The sequence below is a fragment of the Clostridium sp. LIBA-8841 genome, from assembly GCF_057782475.1.
Map to the genome: position 1 here is coordinate 2,655,016 of NZ_CM173488.1, position 20,807 is coordinate 2,675,822.

Sequence of the window (20,807 nt, forward strand, 5' to 3'; positions counted from 1 at the left end):
TCACCTCAAAATAAGTCTTCTAAGATTATTTTATGATTTTTTAAAGTAAAATTCACTCACTAATAAGTTATATAAAAGGCACTAATATATTATTTTAAGATTATTTTTAATTTAATATAAAACATTTTAATCACTATTTTACCTTAAACTTCTACTGATTTTTTCTTTTTTTAACTTTGTTTCAATTTTTTCCTTTAATAACAAAGCCTCTTCTTTTGAAGGATAGACATATTGAAAACTTAAATCCATATTTATTGACTTTAAAGCATCTTCTAATTTTTCCGTAATAAACTGTGAATTAGCTAAATAGTACCAATATATAGACGATGTTGGATTTTTATCTACTAATCCACTATAATATTTAACTAAATTCTCAAAATATTTTTCATAGAGATCTCTTGCTTTTATTAAATTATTATTTTTAACACTATATATTTCTAATTTATATGCCTCTCCACTATCCCTACTCCAAATAATCACTTCAAAAATACCATCATCGTTAATATCTTCTACATATAAATCATTAAATGGCTTATCTAATGTTAGATAATTATATATACCATATTTATCTTGAGAATATATATCTAAAGTTTTCCATATATCTGAAAGCTCCCACACCACTATAATGTATCTATTTTTATCCTCTAGAGGTGCTATAATTATTTTATTTACATTATAACCATGTCCTTTTAGAATTTCTAATAATCCCCATTCACCCTTAATTTCTTCAAGAATAATTAAATATAATCCTTTAGCATATCTATATCCTGCAATAATTTCCTTATTTCCATCATTATTTATATCAACCTCATTAGCAAATAATATTTCACTATCCTTATTTATAAATCTTTTTACTATTTCCACTAAATCTAGCCTTTTTATCTTTGTATCAATTATAACTTCTCCCTTATTATCGCCATAGTACCCCTCTAATAAAACTCCATGTATATTTTCCTTTTTTATTTCATCAATTGATATTACTTTTTCCAAAAATATATTTTCCTGATATTCTTCTCCGTTAAATTTTGCTATTCTATACCCATCTTCTATCCCCAATCCTGAAATATATAATATTAAGTCTTTATATCCATTAGTTTTTTTATTTGAAATTATTATTGGATGTGCTACACTACTAAAATTTCCTATAACTTTAAATTCTCCATTATCCTCTTTTAAAACCAAAGCCTTGCACCCATTAATATTACAAAAATACCAATCTTTTAAATATATGAATATTTCATTAGTTCCATCATCATTTAAATCCACATTATATCTCACATATTTGAAGTTATCTTTTTCAAAATTTAATTCCTTTTTTATAACTTCCTTTATTTTAGGATCCTCTTCAGAAATTCCAGTTAATATATTAAAGCAACCTTCTTCTATACAAATCTCCTTATTTCTATAATTCTGATTTATAAAATTTCCCTTTAAATTAACAGTTTGGTCTACTAATTTAAACTCCTTATCTCTATAACTAATTACACTTTGAACCAAACATATAATATCTGTATCAGACTGCCCTAATATTTTTTGTAATACACTTATGCTTGCAACTCCATTTCCCATTGGGTAAAAAGGATAACATTCCCACACTCTACTTATATTAGCTTTTTCTCTTCCAGGTTTAACTTTACCGGAATCATCATAAACAAAGTCTAAATAATACTTATAATTTTCTCTTACTACAACAAAATATTTCTTATTTCTTTCATAATTTAATACTTGCAACTCATAATTATCTTTATAAAGAGCCATTACCTTATTTTCTTTATAAAATGTATTACTATTAAAGAGTTCTACAATCTGATTATTTTCAAAAGAAAATACCTGGCACTTAACATATCCACCGAAACTTTCACCAATGTTTCTTAAAAATATTTCTTTTTTTCTACGGTCTCTAAAACTTATTAACTGAATCTCAAATTTATAATGATCTTTTTCAAGTGGAAACTCATAAATATTTCCTGTTTTCTTTTCATAAACTACTAAAAAATTATTTTGCTCACAAACTTTTCCTAAACATGATACAATATAAACCTCTTCTTCAATTCCATTACCAGTAAGATCGCCCTTATCATAATCTATGATTTTATCATATTTACTAAAATTCATAATAACCTCCATAGATATCTACACTATAATAATAGTTTATCTTAAGTGTTCTTATCTGTTACTTCATATAAAAATAAGTGAAATTCAACTCAATTTAGTTTATAATTGAATTAATAAAACCTTATAGATTGGAGATAAGTTTCATGACTAAAAATAAAAAGAGGCTTTTAATAGTTTCGTTATCATTATTAATTCTTATAATAGCATCTTTTATAGGTGTAAAAATAGTTTATAATTCCTACTTTGCTCCTAAAGTAGCCGTAACTCCAATAGATTCTACCATAGAGCTTGATAATTGGAATTTGATAAAAAAGTTTCTTCCTAATAATGTAGATTTTTCCTTAAAAGAAATAAATGTTGAATCAACGACTGAATTCTCCGATTCTGAACTAACAGATTTATTTATATTAGCTTTAAGAGAAGAACCTAATGCAATAAAACAACTTACTGGATTAAAAGTAGATATAGAAAATAATGATATTAATGTATATATAGATGTAAATTATAAAAATATCCCTTTCCAAGGCAAACTTACCTTCACAGCTCAAAGTAATGATGGTAAAGGAATATTTCATTATAAAGAAGGAAAAATTGGATTTATAGATATTCCTAAAGATGCTATTTTTGAAAATCTAAAAGACAATTCCTTACTTTCCTTTGATAAAAATAATGGAGATATCATCCTTTCTTTTAAGGACATAATAAAATATCTTCAGATAAAATCTATAACAGTTGAAAATGATAAAATAATAATTGTATTTAATGGAGCAGTGCCTTTATTTAGTGCAATTTTTCCAAATGTGAATTAATAAAAAAAGTTCTAACTTTAAAATAGTTAGAGCTTTTTTATTGTTTAAACATAAATTTATATATTAAGTGGAATAATAAATTTACTATATATTTATTTTAGGTGATTATATGATTGATAAAGCTATTAAAAAATTCAACTTAGATATAGACTCAATGAAACGTGAAGGTTCTATTGCTTTTTTAACATTTTTAATCTCTTGGATATTTTTTGGAATTAATAATGCAATATTAGCCTATCCCATAGCATTAACTTCATCAATTCTTTTGAAAGAAAATTTCAAAATAAATCCTGTAGAAAAAACTATTCAACTTATATTTATATATTCATCTTTAGTTATTTTATCCTTTTTAGCTTCAAGCAACTTCATATTAGGAATTATAATTAATTTTTTCACTATATTTTTCATTGCTTATAAATTTTCAGTCAGCTATACTCCTTTACTTTATAAGCCATTCTTAATGTTATATATATTTACTTATTTCTATAGAATAGATTTTCAAAGCCTTCCAAAAAGATTATTATCTATGCTGTTTGGTTTTAGCTTAATAATAATATTTCACTTATTTATAAATAAATTGAGCTATAAATCCCTAATAAAAGAAAGCATAAGCAAATCAATCCTTTTATTAGACGGTCAAATTGATAACATTCTTTCAAAAAATTATAATTTAGACTTGCAAAAATCTATTTCTAAAGAAATGAACAATATCTGTTATAATCTTTATACAACTAGAAGAAGAAAAACATTAACCAATAACCTAGGTAGCATTCAATTTAAAATATATATAATATTAGAGAACTTAAATTTAGATCTGGCTAATTTAAGCATTCTTTATTATAAGATGAACTATAACAGCCCAATAATAAAATCTTTTTTAAAAGAATTAAAGAGATCTTTATTAATTATAAAATCATATTTAAATGATGAAATCTCTTATTATGAAATAGATAAACAACTTGATAAATTAAATAGATTTCATGAAAATTTACCAGATCAATTTACATTTATTCATGATATATCTACTTCAGTTAATAATCTTTATTTATACCTAGCTGATATGAATACTCTTGAAGAAACTGAAGGATATAAATCCTATACGCCTTGGAAAAACACTGATAAAAATCAATTTAAATTTAAAGATTCATTACATTTTGGAACAATCAAATTTAACTTTGCCTTAAGAATTTCATTGACATTAACCATTGTCTTATTGCTTAGCTCTTTATTTAATCTTGCTAAAATGAGTTGGCTTGGAATTACAATAATGTCCATAATGCAGCCTTATTATGAGGAAACATTAAACAAAAGTAAAGATAGATTTAAAGGAAACCTCTTGGCAATTATTCTTATAACCATTATTTTAAACTTATTTCAAAGTCAAGCAGTTTATATCATTGTTTTAAGTACAAGTTTATATTTAACCTATGCTTTCAAAAGTTATTATAAACTATCATTATTTACTGCTATATCAGCTATTTGTATGGCTTCTTTAAGCTATGAAGTAAATAATTTGGCATTTTTTAGAGTTTTCTATTTAGTTTTAGGTATAGTAATAACTTTTTTAGCTAATAAATTTTTATTTCCTTATAAACTAGATCATGGAATTAAAGAGTTAAGTTTCAAGCTAATGAGATATTTAAATATCTTAGCTGAGGAATTAATAAAAAATCCTTCTAAAAATGAAGAAGGAATAATAAATTTAACCATCCATATAAATCTTATGTGTAATAAGCTTTCTCTTAGAAATATTCAAAAAGATAATGCTAATATTTCTAGATTAATTTCATTAACTCAAAATTTAACAGCATCTTTAACCTATTACACATTACTAAAAAAAGACTTAGGATTAGTATGTGAAGTCAACAAAGACGAGTTAATAAAATTTCAAAACCAATTACAAAATTTACTTAAAGAAAAGGCTTCTTTAATAGATATAATAACCCTTTTAAATAACACACTTGATTCTCTCATAAATTGTCCTTATCTAAGAAAAATAAACTATACTCCATCTTCTAATGGTTTAATATTATAATTTATATTCTCAATAATAATAAAAGCTATATGAAAATCTTCATATAGCTTTTATTTAAATTTACACTAAATAATCTACTTTAAATAAATTCATTACCTCTTCTTCACTTAATGTGTTAAAGGCATTTCCTACTGATAGCTCTCCTTCTTCAATAACCTTAGAAATTAAAGTCTTTTTCTCTTCTTGAAGAGCTATTACTTTTTCTTCAATAGTTCCCTTGGCTATTAGTTTTATAACTTCTACCACATTCTTTTGCCCTATTCTGTGTGCTCTATCTGTAGCTTGTTCTTCTACAGCAGGGTTCCACCAAGGATCAAAATGAATTACAATATCTGCTGAAGTTAGGTTTAACCCAGTTCCTCCTGCTTTTAAACTTATTAAAAACACTGAGTTTTCACCCTTATTAAAATCATTAACCATATTAACTCTCTTTTTAGGTGAAACACTTCCATCTAAATAGCTAAAAGAAATTTTTTCATCTTCAAGTCTTCTACTTATATTCTTTAAGACAGAGGTAAATTGTGAAAAAACAAGTATCTTATGTCCTCCTTCTATTCCCTGATTTAATATTTCTATTAAAGCCTCTATTTTCGCACTTTCTCCCACATAATCATTTATTGTTACAGCTGGATCTAAGGCTAACTGTCTAAGTTTAGTTATATAAGATAATATTTCTATCTTGCTTTTATTGAATTCCTCTGCATCTTGTTTCTTCTCCATAATTGATAAAGCATTGTTAGCATATATGGAATATACTTTTTTCTGCTCTTCACCTAAGTCAACTAACTGCATCTTTTCAATCTTATCTGGTAATTCTTTTATAACATCTTTCTTTTTTCTTCTTAATATAAATGGTTTTATAAGAGCATGTATTTCCTCTAAAACTTCTTTACTTTCATTTAATTTCTTATAATATCTAACGGTAAATCTCTTTCTATCATAAAGATATCCTGGCATTATAAAATCAAAAATTGACCAAAGTTCCATAAGAGAATTCTCCATAGGAGTTCCAGTTAAAGCAAATTTATATTCAGCATTCACTTCTTTAACCGCTTCTGAATTTTGAGAATCTGGATTTTTAATTGCTTGTGCCTCATCAATAAAACAATAATCAAAATTTATTTTTTTATATTCCTCTAAGTCTCTCTTTAGTAGATTATAAGTAGTTATAATAACATCTTTATTGCTTATATCTTCTAAAATTTCTTCTCTTTTATCCTTACTTTCATTCAATACTTCTACAACTAAATTAGGTGCAAACTTTGTAAACTCCTCTTTCCAGTTATATATCAATGAAGTTGGAGCAACTATTAGTGTTTTCTTTCCCTTATTAGAAAGGATAAATGTAATGGCTTGAAGAGTTTTACCAAGTCCCATTTCATCTCCAAGTATTCCCCCTAACCCTAGATGTTCTAAAGTTTTGAGCCAATTATATCCAAACTTTTGATATTCTCTAAGTTCGGCATTAAGTTCCTTTGGAACCTCAAAAGAAAGTTTGTTTATATTTTTAAATTTACTTTTTATTTCATTTAATTTCTTTTTCCCCTTTATATATCTAATTCCTTGTTCTTCTATGTAGTTGGCTATAAATAAAGCTCTGTTATTACTAACCTCTAAACTATTATTATTTAAAGAATCTATATCAAGTGAATCCACAAGTTTTAAAAACTGTTTTAATTCTAACTCTTCTAAATCAAGGAATTCTCCACTTTTAAGCTTATAGAATTTTAAATTATCTCTAAAGGCTTTAAGTATTCCTTTTGTTTCTTCACTAGGTATATCCCCTATTTTAAAATCGAACTCAAAGTAATTATATCTTCCTGGTTTAATATCTCCCTTTATACCTTTACTTCCTAAGCTTTTGATTCCCTTAAAGTTTTCAGAATAGTAAACTTCTCCATACTCTTGCAATTTACATATATCATGTTTAAAAAAGCTAAATATGTATTCATCTCCTAAGTAGAAATAAAACTTTTTATTTATCTCCTCAAAACTAAATCTTTCAATTAAAGCAAGAACTTCTTTTTCTTTTTTTATATCTCTATAAATTATTTTTTCCTTACAATCATCAAATATATTAAATTCATAAGCTCCGTATTTTACTTTTAAAGTTAAAGTTATTTCTTTTCCTTCTTTATCAAAATAAAAGTTAAATTTTACTGGCTCTAGCACCGTCTTATTCATTATATTTTTTGAAAGGAATACATTATCAGTTAAATCTCTTAAAGAAGGAATTAGCTTTCTAAAGACTCTTTCTTCCTCATATTTATCAATATTAATAATCTTTCCCTCTGAAAAAACATCTAAATAGTTTTTTATCTTATAGCAAAACTCTTTTTTAGGAATATATATATTAGTTCCATATAGAAAAACGTCAGCTCTATCTCCTAAAACCTTAGGCATACCATTTGGAGAACTTAATTCAAAATTATTTTTTGAATCTTTTAAAGAAAAATCTATTGGTACCTCTTCAAAAAGTACTTCTCCCTCGACTGCTCTATAAAAGAATCCTTCATTTAAATAAACTCTGTGATTTTTTATTATACAAAAAAAATCTCTTACTAAATAATTAGGTATTTTTATACTTTTGCCATCTATAAATGTATCTCTATTTCTTAAAAAGCTTTTTATTGGTTTTTCTATTTCTTTTAAAGTCTCTATAAACTCTATTAATTCCTTATCCTTAGGACTTAACCTCTGCTCCCTTATGTCAAAAGTAAAAACCTTACTGTATCTAATAGGTATTTTATTATAATATGATACTAAGAACTGCTCAATATCTTTTAATATATAAAGCTTATTTGAACTCATTGATTTAGTTCCTATTTTAAATTCAGCTAATATACTATTGCTCCACTCATTTTTATTTATATATACCTCTATTTTCAGTTCTTCCTTCTCCATTTCTTCTTGAAGAATTAAGTCTAAAATTTTATTTTCACTCTTTTTGCAAAATAAGTTTTTATTTTCTTTAAATTCTTTCTTATTAGCTAAATCACCTAAAGCTTTATAAAAAGTTGCTACTAAATGCTTACAACAGTAATTTTCCTTACTAAATTCATGCTTTTCATAATCAGTACAAGTGCAATATGTTGATAATATCCCCTTCGTTCTAATATCTATCTCTAATTTAGTATTATATTTACTAAATAATTGCTCTGAAATTACTATTCCATTAACAGCTATTAGCTCTTGCTCATCCTCTATTTTTATGGATTCTACTAGATCATTATTAATAACTCTTTGCCCTTTGTTATAATTTCTTCCTGTAGTTTCTTCCTTAAATCTCTGTAACAATAAATCTTCAACTAACATAGTTACTCCTCTATTTACGTGCTTCATATCTTCTCATTATAACATAAAGTTATTTTTACTGAAAAATTAACTGAACTTTACTTTTTTATATTAAATTTATTTTTTTGTAGTTTTCACTCTAAAATCTCCCAATTTTAAAAATTCTGAAAGACAAAACAAAAATATCAGATGTAGTATTTACATCTGATATTTTTATATGATTATTCTACTGTTCCTCTTTCTACTAAAGAGGGTTCCAAATTTATTATTTTGCTCTTTAAAGATTTGTTATTTACTAAATCCATAAGCAACTTACATGAATATTCTCCAATTTTATAAATAGGTTGTGCTATAGTAGTTAATTCTGGCTCCATATAAGAACATATATTGATATTATCATATCCTAAAATACTTATATCCTCAGGTATTTTGTAGCCGTTTCTTATTAAATATTTCATACCTCCAATTGCCATAACATCACTACTATAAAATATTGCGTCAACTTTATTATTATTTTTGACTATTCTTTCTGTAGCTTTTATTCCGCCTTCCATAGAAAAATCTTCCTCTTCTATTAAAGCTTCACTAAATATTCCTAAATTTTTTGCTGTGTTTTTGAAACTTTCTAGTCTCAATTTAGCTATTTCTAAGTTAGATTTACCTGTAACAAAAGCAATTTTCTCTTTTCCTTTGTTAACTAAGTAATTAACCCCTAATTCAACACCTTTTTTGTTATCACAAAATACTCCATTTACATTTTTTTCATCTGAAATTATTCTATCTATCATTACAAAAGGAATTTTATTATTTTTTAGAATTTTAATCCATTCTTTACCTTCTCCACAAGCTGCTATTATTACACCGTCTACCAACTTACTTATTAAGAGCTTTAAATATTCCTCTTCCTTCTTTTTTTCATTAAGAGTATTGCATAAAATAATGCTATAGCCATGCTTTTCACTTTCAATTTCTATGGCTTTTGCCATTTCTGAGAAGAATGGGTTTTGGATATCTGGTATTATCATACCTAAAGTATAGCTCTTTTTAGTACTTAAACTTCTTGCTAATGAATTTGGTATGTAATTCATATCTTTCGCTGCTTTAAATATTCTTTCTCTAGTCTCTTTAGAAACATTTATTTCTTTATTATTTAGAACCATTGATACAGTAGTCTTTGATACATTTACTGCTTTAGCTATGTCTAATAATGTAGTTTTTCCCATTTTATCGCAACACCTCTTGTCCGCTTCGTTTTATAACAACAGTAATTATACCATATTATCCCTAGCTGTACCCTAATTATTTAGTATAGACCTTAAGATCTGCCGCTATTTTATCCTTAACACTTTCACCATGATATATTTTATTTGCTAAATCTACACCTAGTGCTCCAATTAAATCTGGTTGTTGTGCTATTGTTGCTGTCATTTCACTTGCATCTATAGAATCTTTGGCATCATCATTCCCATCAAAGCCTATTACCATTGCATTTAATCCACTAGCTTTAATGGCCTTAACAGCTCCTAAAGCCATTTCATCATTGTGAGCAAATACAACTTGTATATTAGGATTTGCTTGAATTATATTTTCCATAACTTGAAGTCCCTTTTGTCTATCAAAGTCTGCTGCTTGTATTGAAACAAAGTTGAATTTATCATTTTTGTCCATTATATTATGGAATCCTTCTCCCCTATCTCTAGTAGCTGATGCTCCTGGAATACCTTGTATCTCAACTACATTTATTGGACCCTTTTCATCTTTAAACTTATCTAATACATACTCAGCAGCCATCTCTCCACCTTTTATATTATCTGAAGCTATGTGACTTGTTATCTTTCCTCCATTAGCTTGTCTATCTAATGTTATAACTGGAATATTACTTTTATTTGCAACCTCAACTGTTTTAACTACAGCATCACTATCTGTAGGATTTATTAATAGTGCAACAACACCTAATTGTACTAAATCCTCTACATTAGCTCTTTCTTTCGCTGGATCATTTTGAGAATCTAAGACTACTAAATCATAACCTAACTTTTCTGCCTCTTTTTCTGCTCCATCTTTCATATTTACGAAGAATGGGTTATTAAGAGTTGATACAACCATACCTATTTTAGGCTTATTATCCCTTGAACATCCCATAAATGAAGTCATAAGCATCATGAGTATTAACCCAACTGAGAATATTTTTTTATTTATACGCATAAAACTCACCTCTTAAGCTTCTTAATTTTTTCTGCTCTTCTTGTCTAAAAGTACTGCTATTAATATAACTAACCCTTTTACTATTGATTGATAGAATGGTGATACATTCATAAGGTTTAATCCATTGTTAAGTACTCCTATAATAAGTGCACCTATTAAAGTACCTGTGATTGTTCCTTCTCCACCTGCTAAAGAAGTTCCTCCTATTACTACTGCAGCGATAGCATCTAATTCAAATCCTGTTCCTGCATTAGGTGAAGCAGATCCTATTCTACTTGTTATAATTACACCTGCAATGGCAGAAGCAAAACCTGATACTACATAAACTAAAGTTTTTATTTTATCTGTATTTATTCCTGATAATCTTGAAGCATCTTCATTTCCACCTAAGGCATATAAATATCTTCCAAATCTTGTTTGTGATAAAGCATATACTGCTATGATTGCTATTATTACAGTTATTATGACTGGTATTGGCATAAATCCTATTTTACCATTTCCTATTTTAACAAATGCTTCAGGTAATTTTGATATTGGAGTACCATCTGTAAATACTAAAGTAGCTCCTCTAAATATTGTCATTGTGGCTAAAGTAACTATGAATGCTTGTAGTTTTCCTTTTGATACTAATAAACCATTTATTAATCCTACTACTATACCTATAACAGCAGCTACTATAATTGCTAAGAATACGTTTCCAGTTGACTTAACAATAGATGCTCCAACAGCACCACTAATAGCTAAAGTAGATCCAACTGATAAATCTATTCCACCTGTTAATATTACAAAAGTCATACCAATTGCTATGATTGCATTAACTGAAACCTGCGTAAATACGTTAGTTATATTAGACACACTTAAAAAGTTTGGAGTAACTATAGTAATAACTATACATAATAATACTAGTCCTATAAGAGATTTATATTTAGATATATTTGCTTTAACATTCGCTTTCATTATGTAATCCTCCCTAATTGTTTATTCCAACAGCTAATTTCATTATACTTTCTTGATTTGCTTCTTCTCTACTTAATTCTCCAGAGATTCTTCCTTCACTCATAACCATAATTCTGTCGCTAATTCCTAATACTTCAGGTAAATCTGAAGAAATCATTATTATTGCTTTTCCACTAGCTTTAAGCTCATTTAGAAGCTCATAAATTTCTTTCTTAGCTCCAACGTCTATTCCTCTAGTAGGTTCATCAATTATTAATACCTCCGGTGATAACATAAGCCATTTTGCAAGTATAACTTTTTGTTGATTACCTCCACTTAAGTTTTTAATAATCTGATCTTTACTTGGAGTTTTAATATTTATTTTTTTAATATAATATTCTATGTCCTTAGTTTCTTCTTTTTTGTTTATGACTTTAAAATTATTTTCATATTTTTTTAAATTACATAAAGTCATGTTTTCTCCAACAGGCATTCCTAAAATACAGCCTTCTTTCTTTCTATCTTCAGAAAGATAACATATTCCTTTACTGATTGCATCATCTATACATCCTATGTTAATGTGACTTCCATTTAATTCAATTTCACCACTTGTCTTTTTGTACTCTCCAAATATCGTTTTTGCAAGCTCTGTTCTTCCTGATCCCATAAGACCTGCAACTCCTAATATTTCACCTTTTCTTAAAGTAAATGAGGCATTCTTTACGCCTTCCTTACAGCTAAGATCTTTGACTTCTAAGGCTAAATCACCCTTTTCAACTACCCTATATGGAAATTGGTCTTCTATTGTTCTTCCAACCATCATTGATATAAGCTTGTCATTATCTATGTCTTTTATGTTTGCACTTCCTGCATACTTACCATCTCTTAGCACTTCTACTCTGTGGCAAATTTTAAATATTTCTTCCATTCTATGTGATATGTATATTATTGCGATTCCTTTTTTTCTTAAGTTTTCTATTACCTTAAAAAGGTTTTCAGTCTCTACATCAGTTAATGCTGTGGTTGGCTCATCCATAATAATTATTCTAGCATTCTTGGTTAAAGCCTTAGCTATTTCTAACATTTGCTTTTCTCCTACATTAAGGGTACCAACAAGTCTATTTGGATTTATATCACAGCCTATTTGTTCTAAGAACATTCTACTTCTTTCATCTAATAATTTTTTATTTATTCTTCCAGTAAACTTATTATGTTTTTCATTTCCTAAAAATATATTTTCTGAAACAGTTAAGTTATTTAAAACACTAAGCTCTTGGTGAATTATTGTTATTCCAGCTTCTTCAGCTGACTTAATTCCCTTTACTTCTATTTCTCTTCCTTCTATAAAGATTTTTCCTTCATCTTTTTTATAAACTCCACTTAATATTTTCATTAAGGTTGATTTTCCTGCACCATTTTCTCCCATAAGAGCAGTAACTTCTCCCCCATAAGCCATTAAGCTAACATTATCTAAAGCCTTAACTCCTGGAAATGATTTTGATACACCTTCCATCTTTAACATTGGTGTTCTTTCACTCATTTACTACACCTCCCAAAATACTTTGTATTTTTCTAAGAATATTCTACCTATATAAAAACTAAGTAGAATATTCTTTATATATTCTTAAAAAACAACCCCTGATTTTAATATTATATTTGCATATGGAGTTTGTTCTCCTGTTCTAACAACAGCTTTACAATCTTTTAATTCCTTTTTTAACTCCTCATGTGATATAAATGTTATTTTAGTATCTTTTATAACATCTTTTATTTCTTTAAATAACTCAGGACTAACTTCTTCTGTTTCCTTAGCAAGAACTATTTCTTCTATTTGTAACTCTTCTAATATAGCTTTTAATGTCTCCATAAATCCTGGAACACCTTTTATTAATGCTAAATCTATTCTCTCAGTTTCATTTGGTATAGGTAGTCCACAATCTCCTATAGCTAACATATCAGTATGTCCCATTTTTGATATAACTGAGCTTATATCACTATTTAATAAACTTGTTTTTCTCATAATTACTCTTCTCCCTTATAAACTTCTAAAACTTCTTCTAAAAATGGTATTGATGGTTGAGCACCTTTTCTTTGTACTGCTATTGATGATACTTTATTTCCAAATCTTATAGCCTTACTTAAAGTTTCTCTTCCTAAGTTCTTAACATCTAATTTTGAACTTAATCCTCCAATAAAGCTATCTCCAGCCGCTGTAGTGTCTATTGCATTTACCTTGTATGCTGGAACTATTTCATAAAAGTCTTTTCCTATTAAAGCTGCTCCCTTTTCACCTAAAGTTATTATTACAAATTTAACTCCCTTGTCTAAGAATATTTCACCAGCTTTTTTTGCATCTTCTATATCTTTTATTTCAATTCCTGTTAAAAGCTCTGCTTCTGTTTCATTTGGAACTATTATATCTGTATATTTTAATAATTTTTCTTTTATTTGCTTAGCTGGAGCTGGATTTAAAATTGTTAATTTTCCATACTCTTTAGCTATTTTAAAAGCTTCTATTGTTACATCTTCTGGTGTTTCAAATTGTGATATTATAATATCTACTTCTTTTAATATGCTTTCTGCTTTTTTTATTTCCTCTTTAGTTAATGTCATATTTGAACCTGCATTAACAATTATTGAGTTGTTTCCATTATCATTAACCATTATTAATGCCATTCCTGTTGGCTCTGTTTCATCTTCAAAAATATATTTAACATCTATGTTATCTTCTATTAATTTATCTCTTAATTCTCTTCCATTTTCATCTTTTCCTATTTTTGAAATCATGAAAACTTCTGATCCATTTCTTTTAGCTGCTACTGCTTGATTCGCACCTTTTCCCCCTGCTATTTTTTGAAATGATTTTGAAAGTATAGTTTCTCCAACCTTAGGCATATCTTTAACCTTTAAAACTAAATCCATATTAATACTTCCAAGTACACATATTTTATTCATTAATGCTCCCTCCTTAGTTAACCGTTTCACTAAACCGATTAACTATATAATAATACTTTTGTAAACGTTAATCAAGGCTTTTTTGCAAAAAAATAAAAAAAGAGTATAGATTTAAAAAAATCCATACTCTAAAAATTTAATTATTCTTCTATTAATTCATACATTTCTTTAGCTCTATCAACGTACATTATTCCTTCTAGATGATCTATTTCATGTAAGAAACATCTCGCTAGAAGATCTTGAGCTTCATAAACCTTTAATTCACCTTTTTCATTTAAAGCTTGTATTCTAACTGCTCTTGGTCTTTCAACTAATCCCTCATGCATTACATAGCTTAAACATCCTTCATAATCATCATAAGTTTCTTTTGAAACTCCTATTACTTCTGGATTTATAAGAACATATTCATTCTCTCCATCTTGAAAATTTATATAAACAACTCTTTTATTAACTGCTAATTGTGGTGCAGCTAAACCTATTCCTTCTACAGTCGCTAATGTATCCTTTAAATCTTGAATTAATTCTTTAACTTCACTAACATTTTTAACAGGCTCTGAAACTCTTTTTAAAGCTTCATCTCCTAATTGAACTATTTTTTTAACAGCCATTTAATTTCTCCTTTCAACACTCTTATATGTATATTAAATCATAAAAATATAAAATTTTCACTAGTAAATTATATATAATATTCTTATAAAATATTATTGACTGTCTTTAAAGCATCTAAGTTTAAACTTATTATACTTTAAAGACAGTCAATACTATAATATTATCATAACTATTAACAATGATACTAAGCTTAAACATCCACTCAGTATACATATATATGATACTATTTGCTTTACAGTCATTCCCTTTTCTTGAAGTCTATAATGTATTTGGCTTCTATCTGCCTCATAAACAGGCTTTCCTGATTGAAATCTTCTGAAGATAACAAAGATATTATCAAAAATAGGTACACCTAAAGCTAATACCGGTACTAGTATAGATAATACAGTGGCTTGTTTAAATGCCCCTTCTAGGGCTATAATAGCTAAAATAAAGCCTAAGAAGTTAGCACCTGAATCTCCCATGAATACTCGTGCTGGATGCCTATTATATCTTAAAAAGGCTAATATTGATCCTACTAGAGTTATTGACATATATGCAGAATTAAATTGTCCCTTTGCAAGAGCAACGACGAACATAGTCATAGCTGATATTATAGATATACTTCCTGCTAATCCATCCATTCCATCAGACCAGTTGATTACTGTTGTAACTCCAAAAATCCATGTTATTGTAAGAATATATTGAGCCCATGTGGAAAATTGGACAAATTCACCTGTGAATGGATTGCTTATACCTCTAAAAACAATTCCAGCTTTAAAAACCATAGTGGCAGCTAAAATTTGTATTATAACCCTAGGGTATATTGGAAACTCTTTGCCTTTTCCTTTATAATAATCGTCTATTACTCCTATTATAATTACCAGAGTAGATGCTATAAATATAGTAAAAGTTTCTGATAATTGCCTTGTAGAATCTATTCCAAAAAGGTATGTTGCAAAAAATCCTATATACATAACAACCCCACCTATCAAAGGCGTTAATTTATCATGTTTTTTTCTTCCTGTAGGTTTATCAACAAAACCTTTTTCCTTAGCAAAGTCAATAAACTTTGGCATTAATAGATATACTATAATAAAAGGAATAAGCATTACAATTAAATACTTAATCATATTTTCTCCCTCTGCATTAAAAAACATTTTTTTTACATATATTATTCTAGTAGATTAATAAGTCATATTGATGACATTTTAATTAAAAATCTTTTATTACTTATTATTATATCACCTAATTAAGTAAATTAATCATTTACAGAAAAATTACTCTGTCTCATGCTTTAAGCAAACTGAAAAAACATGACAAGGTATTTTTCCTTCTTCTTTTCTTTCATATCTTTTAACTAATTCTCTTATTTCTCTATTTATCTCTTTAAACTCATCCTCATTTAAATATATATTCTTATAATTAAATCCTACAGCATCCTCTGCATTGCCTGTATCAACTTTCTCGGCTATTCTCTTCATAGTTTGTTCTTTTGAGCTATCATAATATTCGCTTAGAATATTTAATATTTGAGATTTGTATACTTGCTTAGCTTCTTTTTTAATTTGATTTCCTTCTATATTGAAGCTATCTGCAGTTAAATAATAATATTTTGCTATTATACCCTTTATTTCTTTTGTTTTTACAAGTTCCAAAATTCCTGCTTTTTCTAATTTTTTAATATGATAATGAACTTTTGCTGGTACTTCCCCAAAAAAATCAGCAATTTCTTTTACAGTAGCAGATTCTTGATTATTTCTAAGATAAGTTATTATCTTTAGTCTATATGGATCTGAATATGCTTTTATTTGTTCTAAAGTAGTTAAATTCATAACACTGTTCATTTTAAGCCCCCCCTTAGTATTAAGTGTAATTATTTACTTATTATACCATATTCTGTAGATAATTCACATAATAAAAAAACTATTATAAAAATTTTTATTATATTAAAATATCTATTTTTTCTTAATAAGATTATACATTTTATTTGGAAAATAGTAAAGAAAAAAGGCAAATCTTGATGTTTTATTAACATAAGATTGCCTTTTTTATTAATTTATATAAACTATCCTCTTTGCTCAATCATAGATTTAACTTTCATAAGTCTTGTTAAAGCACTTCTCTCATTTTCATCAAGTTTCATTCTGATGTATCTGATAGTCTCTTTTAATTGAGGAATTGTCATATATTCAAGAGCATTAACTCTTCTTCTTGTTTTTTCAATCTCGTCTGCCATAAGCTGACCAGATTTCTCAACTTCTGCAAGTTCTAATAATTTTGGTAATATTCCATATAGCTTAGAAATTGCATCATCAAGCTCAGCTGAAGTATTCATAAATCCATAAGGATAAATACTACCTTCATCACCTTCTAACTTTCTTTTGAAGTTCATTATAGGCACATTTACACTCATTATGTTTTTATTTCCGACTTCAACCTCAATCTCTTCTTTAGGGTATGCTATAGCTTCCTCTAGGAACTCTGAACTCATAACAGCTCTAGCCATAACGAAGTCTTTTAAGGAACTTCCTAGTTCCTTTTCAACTTCATCTCTTAATTGATTATTATATTTGATAAGGTTTATGAATTGTCTCATTAACTCATCTTGCTTATCTTTTAATAATTTATGTCCTCTTGTTGCTGTTGCTAATCTTTTCTTTAGCTTTGAGAGTTCCATTCTAGTAGGATTGACATTTAATCTTTGTGCCATTCTTACTCATCCTCTCCAACAGGCATATACTTTTCAAGATATTCATCTCTAATTCTCTTAAGCTCTGTTCTAGGTAAGATCTTAAGTAATTTCCATCCAAGATTTAGAGTTTCCTCTATTGTTCTGTTAGTTGTAAAACCTTGTGAAACATATTCATTTTCAAAAGCTTCAGCAAATTTAGCGTATGCTTTATCAACGTCTGATAATGCTGATTCTCCTAATATAGCAGCAAGTTCTTTTGCTTGCTTACCTTGTGCATATGCTGAGAATAACTGGTTCATTGTATCAGCGTGATCTTCTCTAGTTTTTCCTTTACCAATACCTTTATCCTTAAGTCTTGATAATGATGGTAAAACATCTATTGGAGGCATTATTCCTTTCTTGTAAAGCTCTCTTGAAAGGATTATTTGTCCCTCAGTGATATATCCAGTTAAGTCTGGAATTGGGTGAGTTTTATCATCTTCAGGCATTGTTAATATTGGAATTTGAGTTATTGAACCTTCTTTTCCAACTAATCTTCCTGCTCTTTCATATAATGTTGAAAGGTCAGTGTATAGGTATCCTGGATATCCTCTTCTTCCTGGAACCTCTTTTCTAGCTGCAGAAACTTCTCTTAAAGCCTCACAGTAGTTTGTTATATCTGTCATTATAACAAGAACGTGCATTCCCTTTTCGTATGCTAAGTACTCAGCAGTAGTTAATGCCATTCTTGGAGTAGCTATTCTCTCTATAGCTGGGTCTGATGCTAAGTTCATGAATAGAACTGATCTATCTATAGCTCCAGTTTTTGTGAACTCATCTACGAAGAATTCAGCTTCTTCGAAAGTAATACCTATAGCAGCAAATACAACTGCGAACTTAGAATCTGAGTTTAAAACTTTTGCTTGTCTTGCGATTTGAGCAGCTAACTCTTTGTGTGGAAGACCTGATCCTGAGAAAACAGGAAGTTTTTGTCCTCTAACTAGAGTATTAAGACCATCTATTGCAGAAATACCAGTTTGAATGAACTCTGATGGATAATTTCTAGCAACAGGGTTTATAGCTTCTCCGTTTATATCTAATCTCTTCTCTGGTATTATATTTGGACCGTTATCTTTTGGTCTACCCATACCATCGAATACTCTTCCTAACATATCTTCTGAAACACCAATTTCAAGTGGTCTTCCTAAGAATCTTACTTTTGTATCTTTAAGGTTAATTCCTGCTGAGCCTTCGAAAAGCTGAACCATAGCTTTGTCTCCGTTAACTTCAAGAACTTTACCTCTTCTTAACTCACCAGTTTGCATTTCTATTTCAACTAGCTCATCGTATTTAACACCTTCTACGCCTTCAACAGCCATTAAGGGTCCTACAACTTCAGTAACTGTTTTGTATTCTTTAAGCATTTAGAACACCTCCCTCGCTGATTAACTTGTTCATCTCTGACTTTAATTCAACTAAGATATCATCCATCTTACTTATTTCTTCTTCTGAAATATATTTACTTCTTGCAATTTTATCTCTAACAGGAAGTTTTAATACTTTATCTAAATAAACACCAGCTTCTAAAGCTTTTTCAGCTTCATGTCTGAAACTTAATATTAAGTTTAACATTTTGTGTTGTTTATTTAATGAAGTGTATGTGTCATTCTCATGGAATGCATTTTGTTGTAAATAGTCTTCTCTTATTGACTTAGCAACTTCAAGTTTTAATCTATCACCTTCTGAAAGTGCATCCATACCAACAAGTCTTACTATTTCTTCTAAGTTTGCTTCTTCTTGAAGAAGTGCCATAGCTTCTGTTCTTAATCCTGACCAGTCATCTGCTACGTTCTTATCCATCCACTCACCCATTTTTTCTAAGTATAATGAGTATGATGTTAACCAGTTAATTGATGGGAAATGTCTCTTATATGCTAATTGAGCATCTAGTCCCCAGAAAACTTTAACTATTCTTAAAGTTGATTGTGTAACTGGCTCTGATATATCTCCTCCTGGAGGGGATACTGCTCCGATAGCTGTAACAGCTCCTTCTCTTCCATCTTTACCTAAAGCTACAACCTTACCAGCTCTTTCATAGTAATCAGCAAGTCTTGATCCTAAGTATGCTGGGTAACCTTCGTCTCCAGGCATCTCTTCAAGTCTTCCTGACATCTCTCTTAAAGCCTCTGCCCAACGTGAAGTTGAGTCAGCCATGATTGATACTGAGTATCCCATATCTCTGAAATACTCTGCTATTGTTATACCAGTATAGATTGATGCTTCTCTGGCAGCAACCGGCATGTTAGATGTATTAGCTATAAGAACTGTTCTCTTCATTAAGCTTTCCCCAGTTTTAGGATCTTTAAGTTCTGGGAACTCGTTAAGAACGTCTGTCATCTCATTACCACGCTCTCCACATCCAACGTAAACAACTATCTCAGTATCTCCCCACTTAGCAACTTGGTGCTGAACAACTGTTTTACCAGCTCCGAAAGGTCCTGGAACGGCAGCAGCTCCACCTTTAGCTACAGGGAAGAAAGTATCTATAACTCTTTGTCCTGTAGTCATTGGCTCAACTGGGTTTAATTTTCTTGCATATGGTCTACCTTTTCTTACAGGCCATTTTTGCATCATTGTTAAGTTCTTGTCACCTTTTTCAGTTTCTACTACAGCAACAACTTCTTCTACATTGAAATCTCCAGCTTTTATTTCTTTTATTGTACCTTCAACTCCATAAGGAACCATTATTCTATGAATAACAACAGCAGTTTCTTGAACTGTTCCTATTACGTCTCCAGCTGAAACCTTCTCTCCTACCTTAACAGTTGGTACGAAAGGCCATTTTTTCTCTCTATTTAAAGATTTAACTTCTACCCCTTTAGTTAAGAAAGCAGAATTCGCTGCCTTCATGAAAGCGTCTAGAGGTCTTTGTATTCCATCGAACATTGACTCTATAAGTCCTGGTCCTAATTCTACTGAAAGTGGTTCTCCAGTAGTTATAACTGGGTCCCCAGGTCCAATTCCTGATGTTTCTTCATATACCTGGATTGAGGCCTTATCTCCTCTCATTTCTATGATCTCTCCGATAAGACCTTTTTCTCCAACTTTTACAACGTCATATACATTAGCTTCATCCATACCTTCAGCAACTACTAAAGGACCTGAAACTTTGATAATTTTCCCCGTTTTCAAGTTA

General features: G+C 28.7%; 16 protein-coding genes. 2 read left to right on the forward strand and 14 right to left on the reverse strand.

Annotated features, from left to right (window positions below; all coding sequences use genetic code 11):
• Positions 1 to 138 precede the first annotated feature (138 nt).
• On the reverse strand, positions 139 to 2,115 hold the full coding sequence (locus tag AC2A4K_RS11485) for a hypothetical protein (protein WP_322502631.1): 1,977 nt from the start codon (positions 2,113 to 2,115) through the stop codon (positions 139 to 141).
• 143 nt (positions 2,116 to 2,258) lie between these two features.
• On the opposite strand from AC2A4K_RS11485, the gene AC2A4K_RS11490 reads away from it, so the two are divergent.
• Both AC2A4K_RS11490 and AC2A4K_RS11495 read left to right on the forward strand, forming a co-directional pair.
• Positions 2,259 to 2,924, forward strand: a complete 666-nt coding sequence (locus tag AC2A4K_RS11490) for a hypothetical protein (protein ID WP_322502632.1) — start codon at positions 2,259 to 2,261, stop codon at positions 2,922 to 2,924.
• A 109-nt stretch (positions 2,925 to 3,033) separates the two neighbouring features.
• Positions 3,034 to 4,959: an FUSC family protein gene (locus tag AC2A4K_RS11495; protein ID WP_322502633.1), complete on the forward strand. Its 1,926-nt coding sequence runs from the start codon at positions 3,034 to 3,036 to the stop codon at positions 4,957 to 4,959.
• 60 nt (positions 4,960 to 5,019) lie between these two features.
• On the opposite strand, the gene AC2A4K_RS11500 is transcribed toward AC2A4K_RS11495, so the two are convergent.
• From AC2A4K_RS11500 to AC2A4K_RS11560, 13 genes are all read right to left on the reverse strand, one after another.
• Positions 5,020 to 8,274: an SNF2 helicase associated domain-containing protein gene (locus tag AC2A4K_RS11500; protein WP_322503250.1), complete on the reverse strand. Its 3,255-nt coding sequence runs from the start codon at positions 8,272 to 8,274 to the stop codon at positions 5,020 to 5,022.
• A gap of 200 nt (positions 8,275 to 8,474) precedes the next feature.
• Positions 8,475 to 9,476 (reverse strand): LacI family DNA-binding transcriptional regulator, encoded by a 1,002-nt coding sequence (locus AC2A4K_RS11505; RefSeq protein ID WP_322502634.1) that lies wholly within the window; start codon positions 9,474 to 9,476, stop codon positions 8,475 to 8,477.
• A gap of 76 nt (positions 9,477 to 9,552) precedes the next feature.
• On the reverse strand, positions 9,553 to 10,458 hold the full coding sequence (gene rbsB, locus AC2A4K_RS11510) for a ribose ABC transporter substrate-binding protein RbsB (RefSeq protein ID WP_322502635.1): 906 nt from the start codon (positions 10,456 to 10,458) through the stop codon (positions 9,553 to 9,555).
• Between the two features lie 21 nt (positions 10,459 to 10,479).
• On the reverse strand, positions 10,480 to 11,415 hold the full coding sequence (locus AC2A4K_RS11515; RefSeq protein WP_322502636.1) for an ABC transporter permease: 936 nt from the start codon (positions 11,413 to 11,415) through the stop codon (positions 10,480 to 10,482).
• Between the two features lie 13 nt (positions 11,416 to 11,428).
• Entirely contained in the window at positions 11,429 to 12,934 is a 1,506-nt protein-coding gene (locus AC2A4K_RS11520; protein ID WP_322502637.1) for a sugar ABC transporter ATP-binding protein, read from the reverse strand.
• Between the two features lie 84 nt (positions 12,935 to 13,018).
• Complete coding sequence (rbsD, locus tag AC2A4K_RS11525) at positions 13,019 to 13,414, reverse strand: D-ribose pyranase (RefSeq protein ID WP_322502638.1); 396 nt, start codon at positions 13,412 to 13,414, stop codon at positions 13,019 to 13,021.
• A gap of 2 nt (positions 13,415 to 13,416) precedes the next feature.
• Positions 13,417 to 14,349, reverse strand: coding sequence for a ribokinase (gene rbsK, locus AC2A4K_RS11530; RefSeq protein WP_322502639.1), 933 nt, complete (start codon positions 14,347 to 14,349; stop codon positions 13,417 to 13,419).
• Positions 14,350 to 14,489: 140 nt separating this feature from the next.
• Positions 14,490 to 14,957: a peptide deformylase gene (def, locus tag AC2A4K_RS11535; protein ID WP_322502640.1), complete on the reverse strand. Its 468-nt coding sequence runs from the start codon at positions 14,955 to 14,957 to the stop codon at positions 14,490 to 14,492.
• 153 nt (positions 14,958 to 15,110) lie between these two features.
• Entirely contained in the window at positions 15,111 to 16,070 is a 960-nt protein-coding gene (locus tag AC2A4K_RS11540; protein ID WP_322502641.1) for an MraY family glycosyltransferase, read from the reverse strand.
• Between the two features lie 147 nt (positions 16,071 to 16,217).
• Positions 16,218 to 16,784, reverse strand: coding sequence for a helix-turn-helix domain-containing protein (locus AC2A4K_RS11545; protein ID WP_322502642.1), 567 nt, complete (start codon positions 16,782 to 16,784; stop codon positions 16,218 to 16,220).
• Positions 16,785 to 17,005: 221 nt separating this feature from the next.
• Positions 17,006 to 17,650: a V-type ATP synthase subunit D gene (locus AC2A4K_RS11550; protein WP_003449608.1), complete on the reverse strand. Its 645-nt coding sequence runs from the start codon at positions 17,648 to 17,650 to the stop codon at positions 17,006 to 17,008.
• Between the two features lie 2 nt (positions 17,651 to 17,652).
• The gene (locus AC2A4K_RS11555) at positions 17,653 to 19,035 is read right to left on the reverse strand and encodes a V-type ATP synthase subunit B (RefSeq protein ID WP_322502643.1); all 1,383 of its coding nucleotides are present in this window, start codon (positions 19,033 to 19,035) and stop codon (positions 17,653 to 17,655) included.
• Positions 19,028 to 20,803: a V-type ATP synthase subunit A gene (locus AC2A4K_RS11560; RefSeq protein ID WP_322502644.1), complete on the reverse strand. Its 1,776-nt coding sequence runs from the start codon at positions 20,801 to 20,803 to the stop codon at positions 19,028 to 19,030. The genes AC2A4K_RS11555 and AC2A4K_RS11560 overlap by 8 nt, the downstream gene beginning before the upstream one ends.
• Between the last annotated feature and the right edge of the window lie 4 nt (positions 20,804 to 20,807).

Excerpts from the sequence above, each read along its gene's own strand:
- AC2A4K_RS11485 (WP_322502631.1), bottom strand. The coding sequence starts at position 2,115 with ATGAATTTTAGTAAATATGATAAAATCATAGATTATGATAAGGGCGAT.
- AC2A4K_RS11490 (WP_322502632.1), top strand. The coding sequence starts at position 2,259 with ATGACTAAAAATAAAAAGAGGCTTTTAATAGTTTCGTTATCATTATTA.
- AC2A4K_RS11495 (WP_322502633.1), top strand. The coding sequence starts at position 3,034 with ATGATTGATAAAGCTATTAAAAAATTCAACTTAGATATAGACTCAATG.
- AC2A4K_RS11500 (WP_322503250.1), bottom strand. The coding sequence starts at position 8,274 with ATGTTAGTTGAAGATTTATTGTTACAGAGATTTAAGGAAGAAACTACA.
- AC2A4K_RS11505 (WP_322502634.1), bottom strand. The coding sequence starts at position 9,476 with ATGGGAAAAACTACATTATTAGACATAGCTAAAGCAGTAAATGTATCA.
- rbsB (WP_322502635.1), bottom strand. The coding sequence starts at position 10,458 with ATGCGTATAAATAAAAAAATATTCTCAGTTGGGTTAATACTCATGATG.
- AC2A4K_RS11515 (WP_322502636.1), bottom strand. The coding sequence starts at position 11,415 with ATGAAAGCGAATGTTAAAGCAAATATATCTAAATATAAATCTCTTATA.
- AC2A4K_RS11520 (WP_322502637.1), bottom strand. The coding sequence starts at position 12,934 with ATGAGTGAAAGAACACCAATGTTAAAGATGGAAGGTGTATCAAAATCA.
- rbsD (WP_322502638.1), bottom strand. The coding sequence starts at position 13,414 with ATGAGAAAAACAAGTTTATTAAATAGTGATATAAGCTCAGTTATATCA.
- rbsK (WP_322502639.1), bottom strand. The coding sequence starts at position 14,349 with ATGAATAAAATATGTGTACTTGGAAGTATTAATATGGATTTAGTTTTA.
- def (WP_322502640.1), bottom strand. The coding sequence starts at position 14,957 with ATGGCTGTTAAAAAAATAGTTCAATTAGGAGATGAAGCTTTAAAAAGA.
- AC2A4K_RS11540 (WP_322502641.1), bottom strand. The coding sequence starts at position 16,070 with ATGATTAAGTATTTAATTGTAATGCTTATTCCTTTTATTATAGTATAT.
- AC2A4K_RS11545 (WP_322502642.1), bottom strand. The coding sequence starts at position 16,784 with ATGAACAGTGTTATGAATTTAACTACTTTAGAACAAATAAAAGCATAT.
- AC2A4K_RS11550 (WP_003449608.1), bottom strand. The coding sequence starts at position 17,650 with ATGGCACAAAGATTAAATGTCAATCCTACTAGAATGGAACTCTCAAAG.
- AC2A4K_RS11555 (WP_322502643.1), bottom strand. The coding sequence starts at position 19,035 with ATGCTTAAAGAATACAAAACAGTTACTGAAGTTGTAGGACCCTTAATG.